The 23,870-nt window shown below is 43.2% G+C and carries 25 protein-coding genes; 1 reads left to right on the top strand and 24 read right to left on the bottom strand.

Annotated features, from left to right (window positions below):
• Positions 1-82 precede the first annotated feature (82 nt).
• The 14 genes from ACFVAD_RS22450 to metG all read right to left on the bottom strand — a co-directional run bounded on the left by ACFVAD_RS22450 (position 83) and on the right by metG (position 14,168).
• Positions 83-1,036, bottom strand: a complete 954-nt coding sequence (locus ACFVAD_RS22450; protein WP_386645599.1) for a ribose-phosphate diphosphokinase — start codon at positions 1,034-1,036, stop codon at positions 83-85.
• 18 nt (positions 1,037-1,054) lie between these two features.
• Positions 1,055-2,431, bottom strand: a complete 1,377-nt coding sequence (gene glmU, locus ACFVAD_RS22445) for a bifunctional UDP-N-acetylglucosamine diphosphorylase/glucosamine-1-phosphate N-acetyltransferase GlmU (protein ID WP_386645596.1) — start codon at positions 2,429-2,431, stop codon at positions 1,055-1,057.
• 393 nt (positions 2,432-2,824) lie between these two features.
• Positions 2,825-3,115 carry a septation regulator SpoVG gene (gene spoVG / locus ACFVAD_RS22440; RefSeq protein WP_010191385.1) on the bottom strand — a complete coding sequence of 97 codons (291 nt, stop codon included), beginning with the start codon at positions 3,113-3,115 and terminating at the stop codon, positions 2,825-2,827.
• Positions 3,116-3,243: 128 nt separating this feature from the next.
• Positions 3,244-3,618, bottom strand: a complete 375-nt coding sequence (locus ACFVAD_RS22435) for a RidA family protein (RefSeq protein ID WP_386645592.1) — start codon at positions 3,616-3,618, stop codon at positions 3,244-3,246.
• A 15-nt stretch (positions 3,619-3,633) separates the two neighbouring features.
• Positions 3,634-4,476 carry a pur operon repressor gene (gene purR, locus ACFVAD_RS22430; protein ID WP_386645590.1) on the bottom strand — a complete coding sequence of 281 codons (843 nt, stop codon included), beginning with the start codon at positions 4,474-4,476 and terminating at the stop codon, positions 3,634-3,636.
• A gap of 57 nt (positions 4,477-4,533) precedes the next feature.
• Positions 4,534-5,403 carry a 4-(cytidine 5'-diphospho)-2-C-methyl-D-erythritol kinase gene (ispE, locus tag ACFVAD_RS22425; RefSeq protein WP_386645587.1) on the bottom strand — a complete coding sequence of 290 codons (870 nt, stop codon included), beginning with the start codon at positions 5,401-5,403 and terminating at the stop codon, positions 4,534-4,536.
• Between the two features lie 180 nt (positions 5,404-5,583).
• Entirely contained in the window at positions 5,584-5,748 is a 165-nt protein-coding gene (locus ACFVAD_RS22420; protein WP_386645688.1) for a small, acid-soluble spore protein, alpha/beta type, read from the bottom strand.
• 148 nt (positions 5,749-5,896) lie between these two features.
• A complete protein-coding gene (gene veg, locus ACFVAD_RS22415; RefSeq protein ID WP_078378395.1) occupies positions 5,897-6,160 on the bottom strand; it encodes a biofilm formation stimulator Veg in 264 nt (87 codons plus the stop codon).
• A 434-nt stretch (positions 6,161-6,594) separates the two neighbouring features.
• Positions 6,595-7,491, bottom strand: coding sequence for a sporulation peptidase YabG (gene yabG / locus ACFVAD_RS22410; RefSeq protein WP_386645582.1), 897 nt, complete (start codon positions 7,489-7,491; stop codon positions 6,595-6,597).
• 214 nt (positions 7,492-7,705) lie between these two features.
• Entirely contained in the window at positions 7,706-8,596 is an 891-nt protein-coding gene (rsmA, locus tag ACFVAD_RS22405) for a 16S rRNA (adenine(1518)-N(6)/adenine(1519)-N(6))-dimethyltransferase RsmA (protein WP_386645580.1), read from the bottom strand.
• On the bottom strand, positions 8,597-9,151 hold the full coding sequence (rnmV, locus tag ACFVAD_RS22400; RefSeq protein WP_386645577.1) for a ribonuclease M5: 555 nt from the start codon (positions 9,149-9,151) through the stop codon (positions 8,597-8,599).
• Positions 9,152-9,388: 237 nt separating this feature from the next.
• Positions 9,389-10,591 carry a ubiquitin-like domain-containing protein gene (locus tag ACFVAD_RS22395; protein WP_386645574.1) on the bottom strand — a complete coding sequence of 401 codons (1,203 nt, stop codon included), beginning with the start codon at positions 10,589-10,591 and terminating at the stop codon, positions 9,389-9,391.
• 226 nt (positions 10,592-10,817) lie between these two features.
• Positions 10,818-11,585, bottom strand: coding sequence for a TatD family hydrolase (locus ACFVAD_RS22390; RefSeq protein ID WP_386645571.1), 768 nt, complete (start codon positions 11,583-11,585; stop codon positions 10,818-10,820).
• A gap of 591 nt (positions 11,586-12,176) precedes the next feature.
• Positions 12,177-14,168, bottom strand: coding sequence for a methionine--tRNA ligase (metG, locus tag ACFVAD_RS22385; protein ID WP_386645569.1), 1,992 nt, complete (start codon positions 14,166-14,168; stop codon positions 12,177-12,179).
• A 538-nt stretch (positions 14,169-14,706) separates the two neighbouring features.
• Here metG and ACFVAD_RS22380 point away from each other — a divergent pair.
• Entirely contained in the window at positions 14,707-14,988 is a 282-nt protein-coding gene (locus tag ACFVAD_RS22380; RefSeq protein WP_386645566.1) for a transition state genes transcriptional regulator AbrB, read from the top strand.
• Positions 14,989-15,226: 238 nt separating this feature from the next.
• Here ACFVAD_RS22380 and rsmI read toward each other — a convergent pair whose 3' ends face one another.
• The 10 genes from rsmI to ACFVAD_RS22330 form a co-directional block, all read right to left on the bottom strand.
• A complete protein-coding gene (rsmI, locus tag ACFVAD_RS22375; protein ID WP_386645686.1) occupies positions 15,227-16,102 on the bottom strand; it encodes a 16S rRNA (cytidine(1402)-2'-O)-methyltransferase in 876 nt (291 codons plus the stop codon).
• 63 nt (positions 16,103-16,165) lie between these two features.
• Positions 16,166-16,915 (bottom strand): tRNA1(Val) (adenine(37)-N6)-methyltransferase, encoded by a 750-nt coding sequence (locus ACFVAD_RS22370; RefSeq protein ID WP_386645563.1) that lies wholly within the window; start codon positions 16,913-16,915, stop codon positions 16,166-16,168.
• A 610-nt stretch (positions 16,916-17,525) separates the two neighbouring features.
• A complete protein-coding gene (gene yabA / locus ACFVAD_RS22365; RefSeq protein ID WP_386645560.1) occupies positions 17,526-17,894 on the bottom strand; it encodes a DNA replication initiation control protein YabA in 369 nt (122 codons plus the stop codon).
• A 12-nt stretch (positions 17,895-17,906) separates the two neighbouring features.
• A complete protein-coding gene (locus ACFVAD_RS22360) occupies positions 17,907-18,734 on the bottom strand; it encodes a PSP1 domain-containing protein (protein ID WP_386645557.1) in 828 nt (275 codons plus the stop codon).
• 1 nt (position 18,735) lies between these two features.
• The gene (holB, locus tag ACFVAD_RS22355; RefSeq protein ID WP_386645554.1) at positions 18,736-19,728 is read right to left on the bottom strand and encodes a DNA polymerase III subunit delta'; all 993 of its coding nucleotides are present in this window, start codon (positions 19,726-19,728) and stop codon (positions 18,736-18,738) included.
• Positions 19,729-19,745: 17 nt separating this feature from the next.
• Entirely contained in the window at positions 19,746-20,186 is a 441-nt protein-coding gene (locus ACFVAD_RS22350; protein ID WP_386645551.1) for a YaaR family protein, read from the bottom strand.
• 69 nt (positions 20,187-20,255) lie between these two features.
• On the bottom strand, positions 20,256-20,585 hold the full coding sequence (locus tag ACFVAD_RS22345) for a cyclic-di-AMP receptor (protein ID WP_204419842.1): 330 nt from the start codon (positions 20,583-20,585) through the stop codon (positions 20,256-20,258).
• Positions 20,586-20,651: 66 nt separating this feature from the next.
• Entirely contained in the window at positions 20,652-21,290 is a 639-nt protein-coding gene (tmk, locus tag ACFVAD_RS22340) for a dTMP kinase (protein ID WP_386645548.1), read from the bottom strand.
• Between the two features lie 7 nt (positions 21,291-21,297).
• Complete coding sequence (locus ACFVAD_RS22335; protein WP_386645545.1) at positions 21,298-22,761, bottom strand: aminotransferase class I/II-fold pyridoxal phosphate-dependent enzyme; 1,464 nt, start codon at positions 22,759-22,761, stop codon at positions 21,298-21,300.
• A 136-nt stretch (positions 22,762-22,897) separates the two neighbouring features.
• A complete protein-coding gene (locus ACFVAD_RS22330) occupies positions 22,898-23,095 on the bottom strand; it encodes a sigma factor G inhibitor Gin (RefSeq protein ID WP_386645684.1) in 198 nt (65 codons plus the stop codon).
• Positions 23,096-23,870 lie beyond the last annotated feature (775 nt).

Below are 23,870 nucleotides of genomic sequence, written 5' to 3'. Positions count from 1 at the left end.
TAATCACCTTCCTGGGAAAATATATTACTTGTCTCTCTAACAATTTCCCCTATTTCCAGAAGGTTAAACATCCATTCTCGAATTAATCAAATAACGTACTAACGGACTTCTCCTCGTGAACACGTACAATTGCTTCTGCAATCAACTCTGCCACAGATAGTTGTGTGAGCTTGCCGATTTTCTTGTCCTCTGGCAAAGCGATGGTGTTTGTCACAACCAACTCTTTGATTTGGGAGTTTTCGATGCGTTCAATAGCCGGGCCGGAGAGTACTGGATGTGTACAGCACGCATACACTTCTTTCGCTCCATTTTCGATGAGGGCATTCGCTGCAAGTGTAATGGTACCTGCAGTATCAATCATGTCATCAATTAAAATAGCCGTTCTTCCTTCAATATGACCAACAATGTTCATTACTTCCGCAACATTCGGACGAGGTCTGCGCTTATCGATGATTGCAATAGGTGCTTTCAGGCGATCTGCCAGCTTTCTCGCTCTTGTTACCCCACCATGGTCAGGTGATACGATTACAAGGTCCTCTAGATTCTTGCTTTGGAAGTACTCAGCCAAAATAGGTACACCCATTAAATGGTCAATAAGGATATCAAAGAAACCTTGAATCTGAGGTGCATGTAAATCAAGTGTAATGACACGATCTGCTCCAGCAGTTTCAAGGAGATTCGCTACAAGCTTCGCCGTAATGGGCTCACGCGCTCGTGCTTTTCTGTCTTGTCTGCCATAACCGTAATAAGGCATCACGATGTTAATCGTTTTTGCTGAAGCGCGTTTCAACGCATCAATCATGATTAACGTTTCCATGATGTGCTCGTTTACAGGTGCACTTGTGGATTGGATCACGTACACATCACAACCGCGGATGCTTTCTTCAATATTGATTTGAACCTCTCCGTCACTGAAGCGTGAAACGGAACACTTTCCGATAGGAACCCCAACCTTGGATGCAATTTCTTCCGCCAAGGCTGTATTAGAATTCAGAGTAAATATTTTTAAGTTAGAGTCGGCATATTTATTAGACATGATTACATGAACCCTCCGTTAGGATTTTTTATTATGGATCTTTTCAGCATAATTCTCTTTATTCACTTGACGCGCACGGGCAATGGATAATGCTTCTCCCGGTACATCTTCTGTAATGGTCGATCCCGCTGCCACATAGGCATTGGTTCCGATAGTTACAGGTGCAACCAGATTGGAGTTGCATCCAACAAACACTCCATCCTCAATTTTCGTTAAGTATTTATTCTTCCCATCATAGTTGACGGTAATCGAACCACAGCCAAGGTTTACATCTTTTCCTACTTCTGCATCACCGATATAGCTTAGATGAGATGCCTTGCTTCCATCTCCAAAAGAGGCTTTTTTCACTTCCACGAAGTTACCTAACTTCACTTCGTTCCCGATTTTAGAGGAAGGTCGAACATGTGCGAACGGCCCGATGTTCACATCATTTCCAATCTCACTATCATGAGTGACAGACTGGCGGATGGTCGTACGGTCGCCGATTTGGCAGTCCTTGATTTCTGAATTCGGTCCAACTACACAGTCCTCTCCAATGACGGTAGCGCCATGAATGACTGTACCAGGATAAATCACAGTATCTCTTCCGATTACAGCATCTGCAGAGATATATGTGTTAGACGGGTCGATAATGCTGACACCGTTGATCATGTGCTTTTTGTTGATTCGCTTTTTCATGGTAGCTTCCGCTTGAGAAAGAGCGACACGGTCATTTACTCCCAATGTTTCATCAAAGTCCAATGTTTGATAGGCGGAAACGATATCCCCTTTTTCTTTCAGGATTTCAATTACATCCGGCAGGTAGTATTCCCCTTGTACATTGTCGTTGGAAACATTGCTTAGTGCTGTAAATAACGCTTCGTTATCAAAGCAGTATGTGCCTGTATTGATTTCAGTGACTTTACGCTCTTCTTCACTTGCATCCTTGTGCTCCACGATTTTCCCTACATGGCCTTCACTGTTGCGAATGATACGACCATACCCGGTAGGATCTTCCGCATAAGCAGTCAGGATGGTTGCCTTTGCACCCGTGTTTTGGTGCAAGTCCAGCAATTCCTGCATGGTTTCAGGAGTTATAAGAGGAGTATCGCCACAAATAACCAGGGTTACGCCCTTTTTATCTTTTAAAATAGGTGCTGCTTGCATGACAGCGTGAGCCGTACCCAGTTGTTCCTCCTGTAGTACATATTCACTTCTGCTGCCTAGATGGCTCTTGACCGTTTCTGCTCCATGTCCCACCACAGTAACGATGCTTTCAAAATTCAATGCAGAGACATGATCCACTACATGTTGGACCATAGGCTTGCCACATACAGGATGCAACACTTTATATAATTTGGATTTCATCCGCGTACCTTGCCCAGCTGCTAAAATTACGGCATAACGATTTATCATAACAAGCCTCCATTTTTACCTAGGCTCTTTTCGTAAAGTTTGTTGCTTACAACCGTAAAAAATCGGATTTTGGATTTTTTACAGAGATAAACTACGCCATATTCAAAGAGTAAATGAGCTAATACTTCGAAAAGAGCACGATGGTAGTCAATTTACGTGCATACTTTGCATTCGTCAATAGCAACAATCTTTGCGAAAACTTTACCTAATTATCCATTACGAATATATCTTAAAATGAGGGCTATTTCAAGGAAGTACGCGAAAGTACAATATTTTGACAAAAAGAGGACAGATTTTGAGAGGGTATGGTGGGGATAATCGATGCGCTTTGTAAAACTTTTTTGAAAAAAAAGAAAAGCAGGGCATTGTGGATAGCCTGCTTTGCTCTATTGATTAAGAAGCGCCTGCTTCTTCGTATTCTACTTCCAATTCGCCTAAACGATGATACTCGGCTAAGACCGCTTCCTGGATCTTCCCGCGAGTGCCTGAGTTGATAGGGTGCGCGATATCACGGAACTCTCCATCAGGCGTACGTTTACTAGGCATCGCAACAAATAAGCCATTATTCCCATCAATTACACGAATATCATGAACAACAAATTCATGGTCTAGTGTAATAGACGCGATAGCTCTCATGCGACCATCGGTATTAACGCGGCGTAATCTTACGTCAGTTACTTCCATTCTGTTCACCACCTTTTCCCCAATAAAAAAACTTAGTATTATAAATTCTCTAAATTTTTAATAATTCCTTCTTATTTCAAAAAATTTTTTTGAAAATTTTGGGCGAATTGGTGAAAAAAGAATAGATACTATTTTACTAACGCGATTACTTCTATTTCAACAAGAACATCTTTCGGCAGACGAGCTACCTCTACACAGGATCTTGCAGGCTTATGAGTGTGGAAATACTCCCCATACACTTCGTTGATTTCTTGAAATTCATCCATGTTTTTTATGAAAACGGTAGCCTTTACGACTGTTTCCAGGGATGCACCCGCTTCAGCCAACACAGCCTTCAGGTTTTGGAATACTTGATGTGTCTGCTCTTTCACATCTCCTTTTAACAGTTCCCCATCCGCTTTCAATGGAATTTGTCCGGAGCTATAAAATAAATTATTTACTACAATACCTTGAGAGTATGGTCCTATTGCTTTTGGAGCATCATCCGTATGCACAACTTTCATATTCACACACCTCTATTATTTAAAATTAGTGTTCGTTTTGACGTGCTGCAGGTAGTTGCCTTTCTGCACTTCAATTTGACGATCCTTTTCATTTACCTTTTCCAACTTCACCAAGGACACGTAATCCTCGATCAGACGTTCTTCAATATGCTCCGATTCTACCAGGATTCCTATCCCCGCCACATTGGCCTGGAATTCTGCCAGCAGGTTGACCATTCCGCTCACAGTGCCGCCAGCCTTCATGAAATCATCGATGATCAGGACATTTGACCCTGTCTCCAGGCTTCGTTTCGCCAGGACCATTGTTTGGATCCTTTTGGAGGAACCGGATACATAGTTGATGCTGACCGTTGATCCTTCCGTTACCCTGCTGTCTCTTCTTACGATCACTACCGGTACATCCAGGTAGCTTGCAACCGCATGTGCAAGAGGAATCCCTTTGGTAGCCATCGTCATGACAATATCCACCTTTTTGTGACTAAAGGCTGTGGCAAACATTTTCCCGACTTTGTTTAGCACTTTTGGATTACCTAGTATATCTGTCATATACAGATATCCACCAGGCAGCAGCCTTTCCGGTTTGGCGATGATGGTGCACAGTTCCTCCAGATAAGCCTCCGCCTCTCCATTACTTACGAACGGGATATATTTCACACCACCAGCAGCCCCTGGTACCGTAATGAGGGTTCCGATTCCTTGTTGCTCAAAAGTCTGTTTGATAATTCCCAAATCTTCACTGATAGATGATTTAGCGGAACCATATCTGTCAGCAAAAAAGGAAAGTGGTACAAGGCCTTGGGGATGCTGCAGCATATAATGCGTCATATCTACAAGACGACCACTCCGACGTAATTTCATGACTCTTCCTCCTAAAATCCGAATGTTTTAATGTAAATATAACATTATTATACGGATTTAATCAAGGGTGTTTCGTTCTCCCAGCACCCTTACAGCAAATACCTGGTCACAGAATCCCCTAAGGCCATTATAAATGCGGTGCATTCTGGAATCGTATTGCACAATCCCGAATACGGTAGGGCCGCTGCCGCTCATCAGCACAGCATCAGCACCGAATTTTTTCATCTGGTCTTTGATATGTGCCACTTCAGGGTAAAGCTTCAGGGTAACAGATTCCAGTACGTTGCCGACCAGTCCTGTCATCCGGTCATAGTCATTATCCTGTATCGCCTTTATCATGCCATCCACATCGGGATGAGACACCTTCGTCAAATCCAGATTGTTGTACACTTCTGCAGTGGATACACCGATTGTCGGTTTTGCAAGGACAATCCAGCTGTGAGGAGGGGCAGGCAAATGCTCCACTATTTCTCCTCTTCCAGTAGCAAGGGCTGTACCTCCATATACACAGAAGGAGACATCCGACCCTATTTCAGCGCCAACCACCGCCAGCTCGTCCAGGGTAAGCCCTAATTTCCACAGCTTATTCAACCCTCTAAGTGTTGCCGCAGCATCACTGCTTCCACCTGCCAATCCCGCAGCGACAGGAATCATTTTGGTGATTGAAATCGAAACACCCCTGTCCACTTTGAATCTCTGCTTTAAAAGAGAGGCAGCCTGGTATGCCAGATTCCGATTATCATCCGGTACATAACGGTTATGAGAAATAATATGGATCTGACCATCGTTTCTTTCTGTCAGCTCAATGCGATCAGCTAAATCGATGGTGGTCATGATCATCTTTACTTCATGAAAGCCGTCTGGACGCTTATGTAGCACATCTAGCGATAAGTTAATTTTCGCTGGTGCTTTTTCTAACAGTCTCACACTCTTCACCTACTTTTATCGTCTCCAATTATTTCTGTATTGTACCACATTTTGATGTAGAAATATCTCATATTATGTCAAATATTATCTCACTTATAAATAGTGCACCTTACTATATTCAGCATCTTCCTTTTATCGTGAAAAAACCGAAGTGTCCCGCACTCCGGTTTTGATCGTTTGTCACTTAGGTTGATTTTGGCCTAACTGTCTTTCCGCAAGTTCAATGGCCCGCTTGACCATGTTCCCTGCATCTTTGGCACGAATGGCGCCCCAACCTTCCTGTTGCACCACGTCATAGAAGCCAAGCTCTTTTGCAAGCTCCTCTTTCAGCTGATAAGACATCATTCCACGTCTTCTTCTGCCCAAAATGAACAGCCTCCTTTATGATCTTAATGGTGACAGTAACTAGTATAGGTACCAAACCGTCCTTTTATAAGCGGATATATATGTATGAAGCTTTTTTGGGCAAAATAAAAAGCAGCAAACTATTTGTCTACTGCCCACTAATTGCCATATTTCCTTCTTCGAAGAATGTAAGTTGTACCGTTTCTGTGAGGACATCTGCATAGCTGTAGGATACGCGTTCAAAAGCATTTTCGTCTTGATCTAGTTCTATTACAAACACCGATGGATAAGTCTCTGCCAAAACCCCAATGCGCTCAATCGTCTTTCTCCGACCACCGTTTGCACGAAGAGTTAACTTTTTTCCTAAATTAGAATCTAACGTCCTTTTGATATCAACCAACGTTTTTCCCATTTTACTCCACCTCACTATACTATACATAGTATAACACATCACAAAAAAAAATTCAAATAAAACTTAAAATTATAACAACCCTAAAAGCACCCTGTCAATAACTTTCCTTCAACAATTATCTCCATATGTCTACATTTATGATGTACTACTATTTATTGGAATATGTATAAGTTCTTGAAAAAGTTTTACAAAAGGCAATAATGACAAGAATAACCTAAAAATTAGGTGTCAGCGTCAAAAAACATGTTGATTTCCGATCCAGGGCTTCGCTTATCCAAGGCGTCCTCAGGAGCCTCACCCCTTGCTCTCCAATCAACAAGGAAAGCACAATATGTAATACGCTTCAATGAAGCCTTATAAGAAAACCCGAACTCATCTTAATGATATTAAGCCAATGCACATTAATCATCAAAAAAACCCTTAACATCACCATGTTAAGAGTCTTCCTCATCTTCATCTGAAGGGGGGCGGAATGGCATCCCGGTTCTTAGCACACCACGCGTTTCGATTCCGCCTAGTCCCTTTTCCCCTGTGAGGGTGTTTTTCAGTACATCCCAGACATTTACTCGGTCCATAAACGGGGTGAAGCATATTCTGGCGACAATGTATACAGGATCCAAGGCGTGGATGTTCACCCTCGAAGGTGAGCTTGCAAAATTGGCTCCTGCACGGATCAGTGACTCAAAATGCGACTGGCAGGCCCCTGCAAATATGACAAGCTGATCAAGGTTGGGCTGAATTTTCCTTGCTTTTTGAACCGTTTGTACAAAATGGCGTGAATGCCTATATGCGGAGATGTCCGACACTTTCCCTTTGCTCTTGGAATAGGCGTCATGCCCGGTAATGACCAGGATATCCGGGCGATACTCTTCCATCAGTCCCATTATCTTCTGTGGCATTTCTTTTTCATTTACATGAAAGCCGTGTACAGGAACACCGATCCGGTCATAAAGCTCCATGCATTTTTTTAAATATAAAGGGTCTCCATCGATGTGAAGCACCCTTCCAGGCATTTGAAAGTAGCTTTGGTCCGTACTATACCCTCCGGTTGCCTGGTATTCGTTTTTTTCGCGGATCAATTGATAATCCTGTTGAAACAGCTGCAGAGAACGGTTTGCCTTCGATTCGGCACGCTGTTTTCGCATCATCTGTTCCTTGCCATCCATTATCTCCAGATCACTGTAAGGTGAATCTGCCATTAGCCGAACATCTTCCCCATATAATAAAACCACTAACTGGTCGTATTCCGTTTTATGAATATCCATGACACGAAAGAGAAGGTCATAGTTATAGGATTTGCGAGCTACAATATCTCCAACCTTAATTTTCATATTTTCCCCTCCAACTGGGAGGCTGCACCTATCCCAACTGACTATCTAACCTAGAATATGCAATACCGCGTTTCTATGTGAGAGGGAATATACCTTAGGAGCACATACGCAAAAACAAACAACCCGCAAGTGCCTGGCACTACTAAGTACCGTCCCACCCAACAAAAATTCCAAATAGCAAAACCAAAACAAAAAAACGGCCCTAAAGGCCGTTTTAGTTTGGTGATGATGGGTAGATTTCCAGTAGTGCGTCACTTAGTTTACCGAACTCCTCGATTGAGAGTGTTTCCCCTCTTCTCCTTGGATCGATGGATGCTTGGTCTAGGGCAGTTTCAATTTGTGCTTTTTTTGCTTTTCCTTCAGGGAGGTGGCTTGTCAGGTTGTTCAGGATGGTTTTCCGGCGTTGTCCGAAGCTTGCCCTGACCACTTCAAAGAAAAAGTTTTCGTCCCCTACCTTCACTGCAGGCTCGTCTCTGACCGTGAGGCGGATAACCGCTGAATCTACGTTAGGTTGCGGCACAAAGACTGTCTTAGGAACGATCATGACCGTTTCAGCCTTGGTATAGTACTGCACGGCAATGGTAAGGGATCCATATTCCTTGGTGCTCGGTTTTGCAGCCATCCTATCGGCCACTTCCCTTTGCAACATGACAGTGATGCTGTTTAAAGGCAAACCTTCCGTTAAGAGCTTCATGATGATCGGCGTGGTTACATAGTAAGGAAGGTTCGCTACCACCTTCACTTCTTCAAAGCCTTTGATTTCATCACGTATCAGGTTTTCTACATCTGCCTTCAGGATATCCTGATGGATCACTTTTACATTATCATACGGTGATAGTGTGTCCGCTAAGATTGGCAATAGACGCTGATCGATTTCAAAGGCGATGACCTTACCCGCTCTTTTGGCAACCTGTTCGGTAAGGGCGCCGATACCCGGTCCGATTTCGATCGCGGCAGTTTTTTCTGAAACCCCTGCAAAGTCTACAATCTTATTAAGGATGTTTGTGTCGATCAGAAAGTTTTGCCCTAAGCTTTTCTTGAATGAAAAGCCGTATTTATCGAGTATTTCCTTCGTTCGTTTCGGTGTGGCGATATCCTTTTGCATTTATTGCTCCTCCTGCTCTAATTGAACTAATGCCTCTTCAAGCCGCTCCTGGGTGATATGGAACATCTGCAAGCGCCTCTGAAGCTGCTTCCCATTTGTGTATCCTATATTCAGGAACTCCCCTAACCGCTCCCTTTTTTTCTTGGCAGAAGGACCTGCTATCAACCCGAAGGAGAGTAATGTGTCAAAGGAAATCAATTCCATGTTCTGCTCATATTCCTGATGAAGTCCGGATAATGCCTCTTGGATGGAAGCAACCGTAGCGTGTTCGACTCCAATCCCTTTGCCGTTTTTTCCACGCGCAAGGCTCTTTGGCAAAAATGCATGCTTACAGCCAGGAACAGACTGTCTGATGGTATGCCTGATCTTTTCCCCTGGGTAATCCGGATCGGTGAACACAATTACCCCTCGCGTCTCCTGGGCATGTTTGATCCGATTCAGTATTTCTTCATTAATGGCAGAGCCGCCCGTTTCAATCGTATCGGCATCCACCGCTCTTTTTATGGCAACTGTGTCGTCTTTTCCCTCGACCACAATTATTTCTTTTATTTTCATTTTTTCCTCCAAAATGGTGAAACTTTCTTTAGTTTGATTCGTCTAACTATATGAACGGTGACAATAGTATGTATTCTACTTTATTTTATCTATCTTGACTAATTAATATTAGTAGCGGGTATGGAATAATAGGAATGGCAATAAGCCATTTCACTCTTTCCATTCTAACAGAATAACAGAAAAAAGCAGAGGCTGTTCACCCCTGCTCCGTTATTTACCAAAAATAAATAAATTATATTAATCGAGGATTTTGATTTTAACTCTTTTTCTTCCCCAGCGATACGCAGATTCTTTGTCAGCGAAAAACACATCGATTTTATTTCCTTTGATGGCACCGCCAGTATCTCCGGCAATCGCATAGCCGTATCCTTCTACATAGACCTTTGTACCCAGCGGGATCACGCTAGGATCCACGGCAATCACCTTCACACCCGGATTTGCGCGCAAATCGATCCCTGTGCTTGTGACTCCACTACAACCATTGCAAAACGCAGTATAGGCTGTGGAGGACACATAGAATTCCTTCGAGCTGCTTTCCGTACTACGGGAAACAACTTGTTCCGGCTTTGGAGCAGCTTTCGTTCCGACTGCCACGATTTTATCCATCGTCTCTTTTAACGTCTCTTCCTTGACCAACTCACGAGACACTTCTTTTCCATTCTCAAAAACCACTTCATAATGCTTTGCAACGGTACCGTGTTGTCCTTCTTGAACAACTTTTTCTTTCCCTTTATCGAGGTTGCCATCATTTTTTGTGACGACACCGTAATCGATAGTCTCTTCCACTACATCGGTGACTTTTTCAACTCTAGTAACGTTAACTACAGAATTGTTTGCTACCAATTCTTCTAAGCTTGGCTCCACTCGGTCAAGATCATTCAATGTAATTTCTTGCTGTTCTAAAAAGTCAGCGACCGTAGTCGAAGTAGACCATACCTGTTGCTCTTCTCCGGCGACATTCAGGGTTACCTGGAATGCCTTCTCTATTTCTATGACTAACTCATCTTTGATTGAGTCATTCAGACTCACATTCAATTTATCATGCTCTGCTAGCTTTATATCTTTTTGATTAAGTAATTCCTTGACTGTTTTGGCTGTCGTCCACACCTTTTGCTTATCATCGTCGATGACGAGCTCCACTTCTTTGGCGGGATTCCATACTATTTGCATCGAATCGGTTACTTTTGTATTTTCTGAAGGATGCAGATGATCCTCCGCGCGAACTGTGATATTCAGCTCTTTCAGTATATCCGCTACGGTTTTAGCGTGAGTGCGTAATGACACTTCTTCTCCGTCAACATTCACTTTTACAGCAGCCTTTGTGCCATGGAAGACACCAAAGCCAAGTATGGCTGAGAAGACTATGAAACTAGTAATAAAAATAGCTAGTCTGGTCTTGCTCATCGAACCAGAAAACAGTTTTTTCATGCTCTGTAACATGTAAAAAAACGCCTCCTTCTCCTCGGATGGAATTATATAGACATGTATGTATCTTGTCAACCCTTGCCACTTGCTTGACCGTAATGTCTATTATGCAGAATATTTCAATAAAAGGGAAGTGAAATATATCGACACGATTATCCTATGAAGAGAAGAAGTACGGTAGAACTTTTTTATTTTTTGAGGGTTTTGGACAAGTATCCCCTAATTATGTCAGGCTTTCTTGTCAGTTTATGCCGAATAGTTTCTTTGCATTTGCTGTTGTTTTTTCTGCTACCTCTTCCACTGTCATACCTCTTAAGTAAGCTATCTCTTCCGCCACCAAACGGACATAGCCCGGTTCATTCCGTTTTCCCCGGTATGGATGAGGCGTCAGGTATGGGCAGTCCGTTTCTATTAACAGCATGTCCAACGGAATCTCCTTCGCCACTTCTTTCGGTTTTTTTGCATTCTTGAATGTGACTGGCCCTCCAAAGGATATGTAGAAATTCATCTCCATGCATTCCTTTGCCACTTCCAGACTCCCGGTATAGCAGTGCATGATCCCACCAACCTCTTTTGCATCCTCTTCTTTCAGGATCTCCACTACGTCCGCGGTTGCGTCACGATTATGGATCACAATTGGCAGCTTCACTCTCTTGGCCAATCTAATCTGTTTACGGAACACTTCTTTTTGGATGTCCTTTGGGGACTTGTCCCAATGGTAGTCCAGCCCCATCTCACCAATGGCCACCACTTTTTCATGGGAGGCAAGCTCCTCGATCCAGTTAAGGTCCTCTTCTGTCATATCTATTGCGTCTACAGGGTGCCAACCGACAGCAGCATAGATGAAGTCATACTGTTCTACCAGCTCCATCGCTTTTTGGATTGTTTTTCGATCAAAGCCAACGACCACCATATTCATCACTTTTTCATTCCGGGCCCGTTCGATTACCTCTTGAAGGTCTTCTTCATACTGATCTGCATTCAAGTGAACATGTGTATCAAATAACATTTTTAACACTCCTGTTTTTTACTTTATTTGGTCTGTATGCACCGCTGTTGATTTCCGCGTAAGTCTTCGCTTTCCGCGGGCGGGTCGGAAGCCTCCTCGGCTAACGCCTGCGGGGTCTCCCATACTCCGCTTCTCCCGCAGGAGTCTTCGACTTACGCTCCAATCAACAGCTAGAAACTGTCTAAAATCAAAACTCTTTTATAACAAAACCACTTTTAAAAGGCATTAGTTTTTTACTACGAGCAACAAATTTTGAAATGATTACTCGTAGGTATCGTTTTTAAATATCTTTAAAAAAGTTTATTATCCTTAGTGGATTGGAGCGGAAGGCACTTGACTCCTGCGGGAAAATAGAGGGAATGGGAGACCCCACAGGCAAAGCCGAGGAGGCTCCCATCTCTCCCCGCGGAAAGCAAGTGCCTGCAGCGGCAAGGAACGGGTAACATTTAATGCGGTAACAAGCAATAAAAGAATTTTTTTGAAATATTATTAACCAATATTATTCTCAATTAGAAAATAAGAGATGTAGCCCGTTGTTACACGTGAAACATCTCTTACTCTTAAAATTTATTATTTCCTGATAGGAATTAGTTATTTCACTTTCGCACCAAGAGGCAACGATTCGTCCACCGAAGCCAATGACAGAATTCCGTCTTTTTCCCCAGCAAGAATCATTCCTTCCGATAGCTCCCCGCGAAGTTTCACAGGCTTCAAATTCGTCACACAAATTACGCGTTTCCCCACCAGTTCTTCAGGTGTATAGAATTTCGCGATTCCTGAAACGACCTGCCTCTTTTCGTAACCTAAATCAAGCTGCAGCTTCAGCAGTTTATCTGCTTTCTTCACAGGTTCACAATGGGTAACCTGCGCTACACGCAAGTCTATTTTCATGAAATCCTCAAATGTGATTTCTTCAGAAACGGGTACTTCTTCCGGCTTGTTCTCTTCCGGCTTTTCCTCTGCTGCAAGCGCAGGCTGCATCATTGCTTTGATGTATTCAACTTCTTCCTTCACATCAAGGCGAGGGAAGATCGGATCTGCTTTTTTCGTTTGAGTTCCTTCCGGTATGATACCAAAGCTTTGCAGGCTTTCTAAGCTTGCCAAGGACTCATTGATCCCTAGCTGTTCAAAGATTTTACCAGGGGTTTTTGTCAGGAACGGTTTAAGAAGGATCCCTATATAGCGTAGGGACTCTGTCAGATGTCCCATTACGGAAGCAAGCTCCTCTTTCGTTTCCTCAGACTTTGCCAATACCCAAGGCGCTGTTTCATCAATATATTTATTAGTTCTGCTCACAAGCTGCCAAATCGTTGATAATGCCACGGAAAACTCCATGTTCTCCATCGCTTCCTCGTAATGGACCACCGTTTCCTGTGCGAGCGCACTCAACGGCTGATCAAAATCAGTGACATTTCCTTTATATACAGGAATTCCCCCGTTGAAGTACTTATCAATCATCGCTACTGTACGGTTCAATAGGTTTCCTAAATCATTTGCAAGATCAAAGTTTACCCGTTCCACAAAGCCTTCCGGAGTAAAGACACCATCAGAACCGAATGGAACTTCCCTTAATAGGTAATAACGCAGTGCATCCAGGCCATAGCGATCGATTAATGTAACAGGATCGACCACATTTCCTTTTGATTTGGACATCTTGCCATCTTTCATTAAAAGCCAGCCATGTGCGAAAACTTTCTTTGGAAGCGGCATGTCAAGAGCCATCAGCATGATCGGCCAATAGATAGTGTGGAAACGGACGATTTCCTTCCCTACAAGATGAACATCCGCCGGCCAGTATTTCAGGTACTTCTCATCGTTTTCCGTTCCATATCCAAGTGCCGTAATATAGTTGGATAATGCGTCAATCCATACATAAATGACATGCTTCGGGTCTCCAGGCACTTTCACTCCCCAATCGAAGGAAGTACGGGATACCGCCAAATCCTCTAATCCTGGTTTGATAAAGTTATTGACCATCTCATTTTTGCGGGATTCCGGTTGGATGAACCCTGGATTCTCTTCATAATACTGAAGAAGTCGATCCACGTATTTGCCCATTCTGAAGAAATAGGACTGTTCTCTCACCAATTCTACAGGGTGACCGCTATCCGGACTTTTCCCGCCGACAACCTTTCCGTTCTCCATGACAGGGTCGACCAGCTGGTGTTCACGGTAGTAGGTTTCATCGGGAACCGAATACCAGCCTTCATATTCATCCAGGTATATATCTCCCTGATCCAAAAGCTGTTTGAAAATCTTCTCTACCACATCCTTGTGGCGGGATTCCGTTGTACGGATAAAATCGTCATAAGAGATATCAAGCTTATTCCAAAGGTCTTTGATGCCGGATACAATATCATCCACATATGCTTGGCACGTAACCCCTTTTTCTTCCGCTTTTCTTTGGATCTTTTGTCCATGCTCATCCGTACCTGTCAGATACATGACATCATAGCCCTTTAGACGCTTGTACCTGGCCATTGCGTCACCTGCAACGGTTGTATAGGCATGGCCAATATGTAAATTACCACTTGGATAATAGATAGGCGTTGTAATATAGAATGTTTTTTTATTTTCTACCATCAAAATTACCTCCCTTTAATCGAAACATATAAAAGCAGAAAGCTCTCGCCCATGGGACGAGAGCATTGAGCGTCTTCTACTTATACATTTATGTACATCTTAACCTAATTTTTATTACTATTATACATGGTTTAGGCCAGTATTGTTAAGGATTGAGCAAAAATTTTTAGTGCAATGCGCTTCCCCTGATTTCCTCTTTTAACCAAGGTTGAGTTTTGTCGAAATTTCGCCGAATAAAAAAGTTGAATTTTGTCGAATGATGTATATAATATTATTATCATTCAAATAAATCATAAAGTGATACTCTGTAAACAAACTGTAATTTTTATTCCTTAAAACCCTTTGTATAGCGCTTTTAACCTGCTTTTTAAATACATTTTTTTATAGAAATACAATTTTTTTCAATTAAATCTGTTGACGATTTTTGTAAATATTGTTATGATGAAATTACATTAGATTTGTCGAATAATGACGAAAATGATAGATTATTAGATTCTTATAAAATTTCATTTTATATTCAGAGAGGGGTATTTTTCTTATGAAATCTACTGGGATTGTACGTAAAGTTGACGAGCTTGGCCGTGTGGTTATTCCTATCGAGCTTCGCAGAACATTAGGGATTGCTGAGAAAGACGCTTTAGAAATCTATGTGGATGACGAAAAAATCATCTTAAAGAAATACAAGCCTAACATGACTTGTCAAGTTACTGGCGAAGTTTCTGATAACAACCTTACACTTGCAGATGGCAAAATCATCTTAAGCCGTGAAGGTGCAGAAAAAATCATCGAAGAAATCCAAAACAGCTTAGCTGCAAAATAAAAAAGAGGTCGCTGTCGCGACCTCTTTTTTATTTTTACCCTATTGTCCCATTAACAAATAAATCAGTTAAACACCCTTATGGTTTCCGCTCCAGGGGTTCGCTTTCCGCCCGCGGAAAGCGCAGTGCCTGGAACGGAAATCAACGGGCTTTATTATACAGCTACAAAAAAAACTGTAGACAACCTCGAATTACCACGAGTTTGTCTACAGTCTGCAACTTCTTAAGTTTCTTGTTTATTTATTCCACATGAAACGCCTGATACACTTCACGTTTGGGCAGTTCTCTTTCTTTTGCGACCTGTTTGATTGCGTCCTTGGAAGAGTGGTTGCCTTCCTTCATATAATGCTCTACGTGTTCCTGCAGGGATAAGGTCTGCCACCATGCTTCTCCCGCGTCCTGTATTTCTTCATTATTGCCTTCAAGGATCAGGCAGCATTCCCCTTTTACAGCCTGATCGCCAAGCAAAGCAAGCACTTCGGAAATCCGTCCACGAGTGAACTCCTCAAACTTCTTGGTCAATTCCCTGCTTACAACAATCCTCCTGTCCCCAAGGACCTCAAGCATTGCAGTAAGCGTATCCTTCAAACGGTGAGGAGATTCGTAAAGGATAATGGTATCCTGCAAACGGAGTAGTTTGTCCAACTCCTTTTTCTTCTCCTTTTTATGCCGATCCAGGAAGCCGTAAAAGTAGAAGGGCTGGGCTACCAGTCCGGATGCAATCAGCGCGGTCAAAGCAGCATTTGCCCCTGGCATCGGTACGACATACAAGCGTTCTTCCAACGCCTCTACCACTATTTCATAGCCCGGGTCGGAGATGGAGGGCATACCTGCATCACTGACAAGCGCCACATCCTTTCCTTCTTTCAATAGCTCGATGATTTTCTTGCCGCTCTGCTGCTTGTTATGTTCGTGATAACTGATCAGCGGGGTGCTTATCTCAAAATAATTGCACAGCTTCTTCGTTTGTCTTGTATCTTCTGCTGCAATAAAGTCAACTTCCTTCAACATCCGAAGGGAGCGAAAGGTGATATCCTCCAAGTTGCCGATCGGGGTCGGCACAAGATAAAGCCGCCCTTCCTTATATTTATCTGAAAAACTGTTTTGCTGCCATATGTCCATCTTTCCATCCCTCATTTACGTACTTTTCTTTTGCCGGCTCTTCGAAATGGCCACCGGTTATTCGTTTTCGCCATAGAGCATATTCCGGACCTCCGGAGAGTACTCCCCTTTTTCATCATATACAATAAGCGGTGGCAGTATTTTCATATCAGGATTGCCATCCTTTATTCCCTCTATAAGCAGTGTATTCGCGGGCTTATCCACCCTTGAATGCACAAACTGGATTCGCTTTGGCTCCAGACGGTATTTTCTCATCAACGTCACAATATCCAAGAACCTTCCCGGCCGGTGGACAAAAGCAGCCTTGCCCCCTTGTTTGACCATTTGACTGCTCACTCTAACCACATCCTCAAGCGTACAATGGATTTCATGGCGAGCTATCGCATAATGGATATTGGTATTTATCTTCTCTTCTTTTTCCGGTACGAGAAAATATGGAGGATTGCACGTTACTACATCAAATTTCCCATGCCCAATAATTGCCGGGATTTCCTTGATGTCTTGATGCAGTACCTTCAATCGATCATCCAGGTTGTTATAGGCAAAGCTTCTTTGCGCCATGTTTGCGAGCCGCTCTTGGATTTCAACACCTGTAATGGTCCCCTTGGTTCTTGTGCTTAATAATAACGGTATGATTCCGTTTCCTGTGCAAAGGTCAAGGATTGCCCCTTTCTGGATAGGCACATAGGCAAACCGCGCCAGAAGGACCGCATCCAAGGAAAAGGAAAAAACCGATGGGCTCTGTATAATTCGTAAATTCTCTGCCAATAAGTAATCTAAACGCTCATCTTCTACAAGCTGTACCATTTCTCCATAACCCTTTCTTTCCTATCTTATACTTTATTATAACCTAGACTTCTTTTTAAAATGGCTGTTTTCGTATTCAGTGGCGCTATTAAAAATGGACACAACAAATGAAGCCCGTTGATTTCCGCTCCGGACACAAGATTCCCCGGGGACGGATGGGAGCCTCCTCGGCTTCGCCTGTGGGGTCTCCCATGCCCTCTACTTTCCCGCAGGAGTCAAGTGTCCTCCGCTACAATCAACTCACGGGTAAAATATTATTTGCTATTAGAAAGAGCCTCAAGACAAATTTAATTCACTATTGAAATGAAAACTTGAGATAAATTTTGTACCTTTAGTAAGGCAATTTTCTACTATGAGTCACCCCTGTTGGTTGGAGTGCAAGGTGTGAGACTCCTGCGGGAGCAGCGTGTCAAGGGGAGACCCCGCAGGCGCAAAAGCGCCGAGGAGGCTCCCGAGGCCGCCTTAGGATAAGCGAACGCCTGGAACGGAGACCAACAGGGTGTTTAATGTTGACACCTTATATTTAGCCCAGCTCTATTCTTATCGCAACAAACTTTATGAAAAGATCCTTTTAAATAGAAAAAAGTCGCCCGCATTGAAGGAGGCGACTTTACTTCTTATTAAGAAAGGACAGGCAAAACAAGCAATCGCCTTCTTTACGGGGACTTCCAAAGTGGAGATTGCAGATATGGAACCCTTCTTGATACAAACGTGCAAGGTTATCATATCCTTCTCCCACATCGATCTGCTTGTTCAGCTCTTTTTGCTCGTTCGGTTTCTTTTTTGTCTTCTTCTGCGTAACCGATTCATTTGACATTTGTTCCAGACGGTTCCGCAAATGTCCGTTTTCAACGAGGACACTGTTGTTTTCTTCGATAATAAGGGCAAGGTGTTCTTTTAATTCTCCGAGCTGTTTATATAAATGTCCGATCTGTTCTTCCATATTGCTTACAGAATCAAAAATCTCTTTCTTGTCCAAATTCTCCACCTCTTAATCTGTGGCTTGTGATGAAACGGCTCCCTCTTGTAGTAGTTCATCCAGCGTGTATTCTACCACTCGTTCTTTTCCTGCCAACTCCACTTGCAACACGCGTTCCAGGATGTTTAACCCTACCACACGACCAGAACCACTTGGAGTTTGGATCACTTCATCCAAATCAGGCAATTGCTCTTTTGCAGACTCATATTCGTCATTTTCATATTTCAGACAGCACATGAGACGTCCGCAAAGCCCTGAGATCTTGGATGGGTTTAAAGACAGGTTCTGATCCTTCGCCATTTTGATGGACACCGGTTCAAAATCCCCCAGGAAGGTCGAACAGCATAGCATCCTTCCACATGGTCCAATTCCGCCAAGAAGCTTGGCCTCATCCCGTACCCCGATTTGACGCAGCTCGATGCGTGTTCGGAAGATGGAAGCCAAATCCTTTACCAGCTCCCGGAAGTCCACTCGGCCATCTGCTGTAAAATAGAAGATGATCTTATTTCGGTCGAACGTGTATTCCACATCGACCAGTTTCATATCCAATCCATGATCGGTCACTTTCGTGAAGCATACATCGAACGCTTCCTGTGCGGCTTTTTTGTTTTCGTCCACTATGAGACGATCCTTTTGATCCGCAATACGCAGCACCTTCTTCAATGGAAGAACGACGTCATTTTCATCCACTTGTTTCATCCCGATAACTGCTTTACCGAATTCCACACCGCGTACCGTTTCGACAATGACATATTCATTATCTGTTATATCAAGCCCATTTGGGTCAAAATAGTATATTTTCCCTGCTTTTTTGAATCGTACTCCTACAACTTCATACAAACTAATATCCCTCCTGCAAGTTTAAAGCTAATCTTTCCATGAGAAGGTGCGGATTTACATTCGATGCTAGCCGAGACTTACTTTGTAAAATATAGGATAAATGCTCCGTGACACGTTGCTGGGTTGTCTGAAGTGCATACTTTTCAATCTGCTCCTTCTCGTCCGTAAATACGAACTCGTCCCCTTTATCTACTTGAGCATATAACATATCTTTATAAATAAATAGCATTAAATCTAAACCTATCTCCAATTGCTTTCTTTCTTGAAAATGAGGCATCCACTTTTCTTGAATGAACAGCAACGCCTGCTGCTGTCTCGTGAATAGCGCTTCATACAATTTTATCACTAAATTTCTAGCAAGCGCAAACCAATCATCTCGACATAATTCTACCGCTTCCTCTAAACTGTTGGTCAAATGAGTGGCTGTCCTTGCCAAAGGTACGGAAAAGCCTTCTTCCACAAGCTTATCGACCAGTCTAGTAGTGGTTAATGCCCGAAAAGACAGGGGCTGGCAGCGCGAAATGATGGTGTTCAGCATTTGATGAACATTTTCGGTCAATAAAAAGGCAAAAGTTTCCTGGTTTGGCTCCTCTAAAAACTTCAATAGACTATTCGCCGCATTGGTGGTCATCTTATCTGCATGCTCAATAATGTATATCTTTCTTTTAGACTCCAAACCTGTTTTCGTAAACTCTTCCTGCAGGAACTGAATCTGCTGTTTTTTGATCGAATTCCCATCAGGCTCGAGCACATGCACATCCGGATGATTTCTAGAATCTATCCGCTTACAATTTGAACAGCTCTGACATGGGTCTACCCCATTACGATCCCTGCACAATAAGCTTTTTGCAAAGAGATAGCTAACCTCTTTTTTACCGGTACCTTTCATGCCATCCAGCAGATAGGCATGTGCAATACGGTTTCTATGCAGACTATTTGTTACGATTCTTGCAACGGTAGGTTGGTAGTCCAAGTCTGACCAACTTTTTATCACATTTATCACTCACTTACTTACATGTATAAATTAATGAGCAGGCCTTTGATCTCTCCGATACTGCTCAAAATATTTATTCTTGTTTTTTCTTGATCCATTACATCTTCGGTCAGGGTAATCAACGATTCATCCACCTGTTTCACAATCTGCAGATGCCTGGATTGCCCTTCATTGGTCCAGTGGTGGGACTGATGAAGCTCCATGCCGAACTCCACCGCTTCTTCCATAAACCGCTTTACGAGCGTTTTATATTTTGCCAGATCCTGAAATGTCCTGGAGTTTCCCAGTCTATTTCCCACAATCTCTATATCTTTCATCAGGATATTCAGCTGTTCCGAATGCAGCTTGGACGAATGCTTTTGCATGATCTCCCCAAAGCCTGCACGGGAAGCGGCATCGCCTTTTATGTCCATTCTGCTTTTATCTAAATTCGTTCGAAGCTCAGACGATATTTTCAAATGAAAACGTCCCTTTCTTATAGAATAACCTTCTTATAAAAAAGCAGCTCCGATAAGCCGCTCCAAAAACTAAAACTGGTGGAATTGCTCTACCGGTAAAACAAAGACCGTAGCCCCTCCGACTTCCACCTCAACAGGATAAGGAACATACGAATCTGCATTCCCACCCATTGGGGAAACAGGAGCAACCAACTGTTGACGATGCTGACAATTCTCTTTGATGATATCCATTGCCTTTTGCACGCGAACATCCTCCGTACCAATCATAAACGTGGTATTCCCGGACTTAAGAAATCCGCCGGTACTTGCTAGCTTGGTTGCGCGAAAATTATTTTCCACCAGCGCATTCATCAACTTATTGCTATCTTTATCCTGAACAACAGCCATAATCATTTTCATCTTGTTGTACCTCCTTTATTTTACCATTAATAAGATATATCTTCATTACTTCATTATTGGTAAATCTTAATATCCTTGTTTCTTTAAGTATCCAGTAAGCTCACCTTTTACCGACGCATACACCGTATCAAAGTCCTTTGACGCATCAATCATGAGGAAACGCTCCCGATACTTTTCTATCACTTTACTATAGCCCTCTTTTACTCGATAGTGAAAATCCAATTCTTCCTGATCCAAACGGTTTATTTCTCGTTTATTATTCGCCGCAATTCTCTTAAGTCCTTCTTCCGGCTCGATATCGAAATAAATCGTCAGGGATGGCATCTTTTTTTCTGTCGCAAATTCGTTGATGCTTAACACTTCCTCGAGCCCTATTCCTCGTGCATGTCCCTGGTATGCCAATGAGCTGTCAATAAAGCGGTCGCATAACACGATTTTATTTTCCTTCATGCTAGGCAGCACTCTCTCAACCAGATGCTGACGTCTTGCAGCTGCATATAATAGCGCCTCTGTTCTCGCATCCATCTCCGTATTATCACAATCCAGAATAACACTTCTGATCTGTTCGGCAATCTTGATGCCCCCTGGCTCCCGTGTTAAAAGAATGGGAAAGTCCTCTTCCTTCAACTCTCTGGCCAACTTCTGGATAATCGACGTCTTTCCTGCTCCTTCAGGTCCTTCAAACGTAATAAATAGTCCACTCACAAGCCTGTTACTCCTTTACTTCCTTATATATAGAAATATAATTACTTTTTATTCTATCATTTCCCTGAAACCTTGCCCCAAGTCTCATAAGCTGGCCAAGGTACCTTACAACTTCCTCTGTAACCCTTTCTCCCTTTAACAGTACAGGAATACCGGGCGGGTAGGGAATAATGGATTCTGCTGCAACCTTTCCTACCGCTTCCTCCAATTTGCACTCCATACTCGGAAGCTTCTGCTGCTTATCAAGATGGATCGCAAGCCGACTGATTTTCATCGGGAAAAGAGGAACACTCCCATAACCGATCTCTTTCCTGCTACTCTCATTCCCGACGTTCTTTTGCAAAGCTCGTTCTATTCTCTCTATCATATCATGTTTTAAGTCCATAACCGCTAACGGCAAAACAATTAATACATTCCAAGCATCAGCAAGCTCCGAAAACACGCCTTCTTTCTCCAAAACCTTCTGCAATTCGAAGCCGCTCCAGCCCCTCGTCGACCTCATCACTACCTTCAAAGGATCCACTGCTATACTTTTACTCTTAGGAACTACCACGCTTAAGCCATCCAGCTTGTCCAATTCCCGGCGGATCTCTGCAGTTTCCTCTACAATGGCAGCTACATCTTCTTTACTTAAGGCAGCAAGGTAATATCTCGCCAAATCCAACGATGCCATTATAGGATAGGAAGGGCTGCTCGATTGAAGCATCCGTAAATAATAGGCTATCCGTTCTTCACGCACCAGGTTCCCCTTTATATGTAAAAAAGATCCCATTGTCATCGCCGGCAATGTTTTGTGCGCAGAATGCACCACTGCATCTGCCCCCAGTTCCAAAGCAGAAACAGGGAAGGCTCCCCCAAGCACAAAATGAGCACCATGCGCCTCATCGACAAGTACAGGAATTCCTTCCTCATGCACCCTTTCGATGATAGCTTTCAGTTCTATCGATAGTCCATAATAGTTTGGATTGGTCAAAATAACCGCCTGCACATCTTGGATGGTCTTCAACGCCTCATCCAGTTCATCCAATGCTATGGATGTCGAAACATCCATCCCTGAATCATATCCGCATGATAAAAACACAGGCTCCGCTCCTGCTAGCTCCAAGCCGTTCAAAATGGATTTATGGCAATTACGCTGTACCAGCACCCTGCCTCCCCTCGAACATGCTGCAAGAATCATAGCAAGATTCCCTACAGTCGAACCATTCACAAGGAAAAAGGAAGCATCCGAGCCATATAAGTCGGCAACCAGCTCCTGACCTTCCTTTATCATCTCCTCCGGATCATGCAAATCATCCAACCCGGAAATTTCCGTTGCATCTATTTTTAAAATATCCCGAAAGTAAGCTTGCCCCTTATCAGGCAGGACTCTCCCATACTTATGCCCAGGCACATGACCCGAAACAGGGTTTGTCTCCCAATGCTCCTTCAATCTTGAATATACCGGTGTTTTCTGTTGATCCATCTTCATAACCTTCACTCTTTTTCCTTCATTATTACTACCCATTATAGCCGATAGCCGTCCCAACTCCTACCCCTGCCATCCAAAAGCCTTTCCCCTTTTCTCCCGTAACAAAAATAAAAGCCCTTTTACAGGACTTTTCTACTCAGGAATAAATCTTAGGAATCGTAATCTTTTTGAGCTGTTGCAGATAAAACCTATACTTCGGATCTTCAGTACCCGTCTGAAGCATATCCTTCTCGCAGTCCGTACAAATAAACTCCGTATAAAGATGGATCCCTCTTTCTTTCTTCTCCTCACAAACAATACACGTTTCCCCAACCGATGAATGAATGGACTCCATTTCTCTTTCTCCACCTCCATCCACTAGTCTATCCAAAAGCGCCGACTCTATACAAAATTATCAAAATCACAGCCTACCAAACTCTTACATCTAGTGTATGTAGCGCCTACTAGTCTGTGTTTGTCTTCAAATAAAAAGAATGGGCTGTTTTTAAAAAGGACATTGTTCTCCACCAATCCCTCACTACGCCAGTGCCAGGCCCATCCATCCACTAACCAACCTCTTTCTCCCCCAAACAAAAAAAGAGGGGCCTGGCACTACTAAGTACCATCCCCCAACTACGCAAATCCAAAGATGCAAACCAAAAAACAAACATAAAAAGATCAGTACCTCTTTCTTACCGTCATCCTCAATTTTCCCCCTCTGTCACGGTACGAATCACTCCTTTTCTTACCGCCTCACTCGCTTTTTTCCTTTGTCACGGTACGAATCACACCAGTGCCTGGCCCCTCCACCAACCACACGACCTCTTTCTCCCCAAAACAAAAAGAGGGGCCTGGCACTAATAAGTACCATCCCCTCACCACACTCATCTAAAGAACAATAAACAAACCAACTTCCACACCCTCACCAGTGCCTGGCCCCTCCACCAACCACACAACCTCTTTCTCCCCAAAACAAAAAAAGAGGGGCCTGGCACTACTCAGCACCGCCCCCCACAACAACCTATTCAAAAAACAAAAACCAAAACAAAAAAAGACCAGCACCTAAGCACTGATCTTCCCTCTAAACTTGCCTGGCAACGTCCTACTCTCACAGGGGGACAGCCCCCAAC

Origin of the sequence: Sutcliffiella sp. NPDC057660 (assembly GCF_042800035.1) — a bacterium.
Classification (GTDB): domain Bacteria; phylum Bacillota; class Bacilli; order Bacillales; family Bacillaceae_I; genus Sutcliffiella_A.
Note: the sequence above shows the minus strand (reverse complement) of the source record. Positions and strands in the feature narration are given on the sequence as shown.

What these genes read in the sequence shown, in the direction of transcription:
- ACFVAD_RS22390 (WP_386645571.1), bottom strand. Translation starts at nt 11,585, where the DNA reads ATGTTATTTGATACACATGTTCACTTGAATGCAGATCAGTATGAAGAA.
- rnmV (WP_386645577.1), bottom strand. Translation starts at nt 9,151, where the DNA reads ATGAAAATAAAAGAAATAATTGTGGTCGAGGGAAAAGACGACACAGTT.
- ACFVAD_RS22450 (WP_386645599.1), bottom strand. Translation starts at nt 1,036, where the DNA reads ATGTCTAATAAATATGCCGACTCTAACTTAAAAATATTTACTCTGAAT.
- ACFVAD_RS22380 (WP_386645566.1), top strand. Translation starts at nt 14,707, where the DNA reads ATGAAATCTACTGGGATTGTACGTAAAGTTGACGAGCTTGGCCGTGTG.
- ACFVAD_RS22330 (WP_386645684.1), bottom strand. Translation starts at nt 23,095, where the DNA reads ATGGAGTCCATTCATTCATCGGTTGGGGAAACGTGTATTGTTTGTGAG.
- spoVG (WP_010191385.1), bottom strand. Translation starts at nt 3,115, where the DNA reads ATGGAAGTAACTGACGTAAGATTACGCCGCGTTAATACCGATGGTCGC.
- metG (WP_386645569.1), bottom strand. Translation starts at nt 14,168, where the DNA reads ATGGTAGAAAATAAAAAAACATTCTATATTACAACGCCTATCTATTAT.
- ACFVAD_RS22335 (WP_386645545.1), bottom strand. Translation starts at nt 22,761, where the DNA reads ATGAAGATGGATCAACAGAAAACACCGGTATATTCAAGATTGAAGGAG.
- veg (WP_078378395.1), bottom strand. Translation starts at nt 6,160, where the DNA reads ATGGGAAAAACGTTGGTTGATATCAAAAGGACGTTAGATTCTAATTTA.
- rsmA (WP_386645580.1), bottom strand. Translation starts at nt 8,596, where the DNA reads ATGCAAAAGGATATCGCCACACCGAAACGAACGAAGGAAATACTCGAT.
- ACFVAD_RS22420 (WP_386645688.1), bottom strand. Translation starts at nt 5,748, where the DNA reads ATGATGTCTTATCAGCTGAAAGAGGAGCTTGCAAAAGAGCTTGGCTTC.
- yabG (WP_386645582.1), bottom strand. Translation starts at nt 7,491, where the DNA reads ATGAAAATTAAGGTTGGAGATATTGTAGCTCGCAAATCCTATAACTAT.
- ACFVAD_RS22370 (WP_386645563.1), bottom strand. Translation starts at nt 16,915, where the DNA reads ATGGTACAGCTTGTAGAAGATGAGCGTTTAGATTACTTATTGGCAGAG.
- ACFVAD_RS22395 (WP_386645574.1), bottom strand. Translation starts at nt 10,591, where the DNA reads ATGTTACAGAGCATGAAAAAACTGTTTTCTGGTTCGATGAGCAAGACC.
- purR (WP_386645590.1), bottom strand. Translation starts at nt 4,476, where the DNA reads ATGAAATTACGTCGGAGTGGTCGTCTTGTAGATATGACGCATTATATG.
- glmU (WP_386645596.1), bottom strand. Translation starts at nt 2,431, where the DNA reads ATGATAAATCGTTATGCCGTAATTTTAGCAGCTGGGCAAGGTACGCGG.
- ACFVAD_RS22435 (WP_386645592.1), bottom strand. Translation starts at nt 3,618, where the DNA reads ATGAAAGTTGTGCATACGGATGATGCTCCAAAAGCAATAGGACCATAC.
- ACFVAD_RS22345 (WP_204419842.1), bottom strand. Translation starts at nt 20,585, where the DNA reads ATGAAAATGATTATGGCTGTTGTTCAGGATAAAGATAGCAATAAGTTG.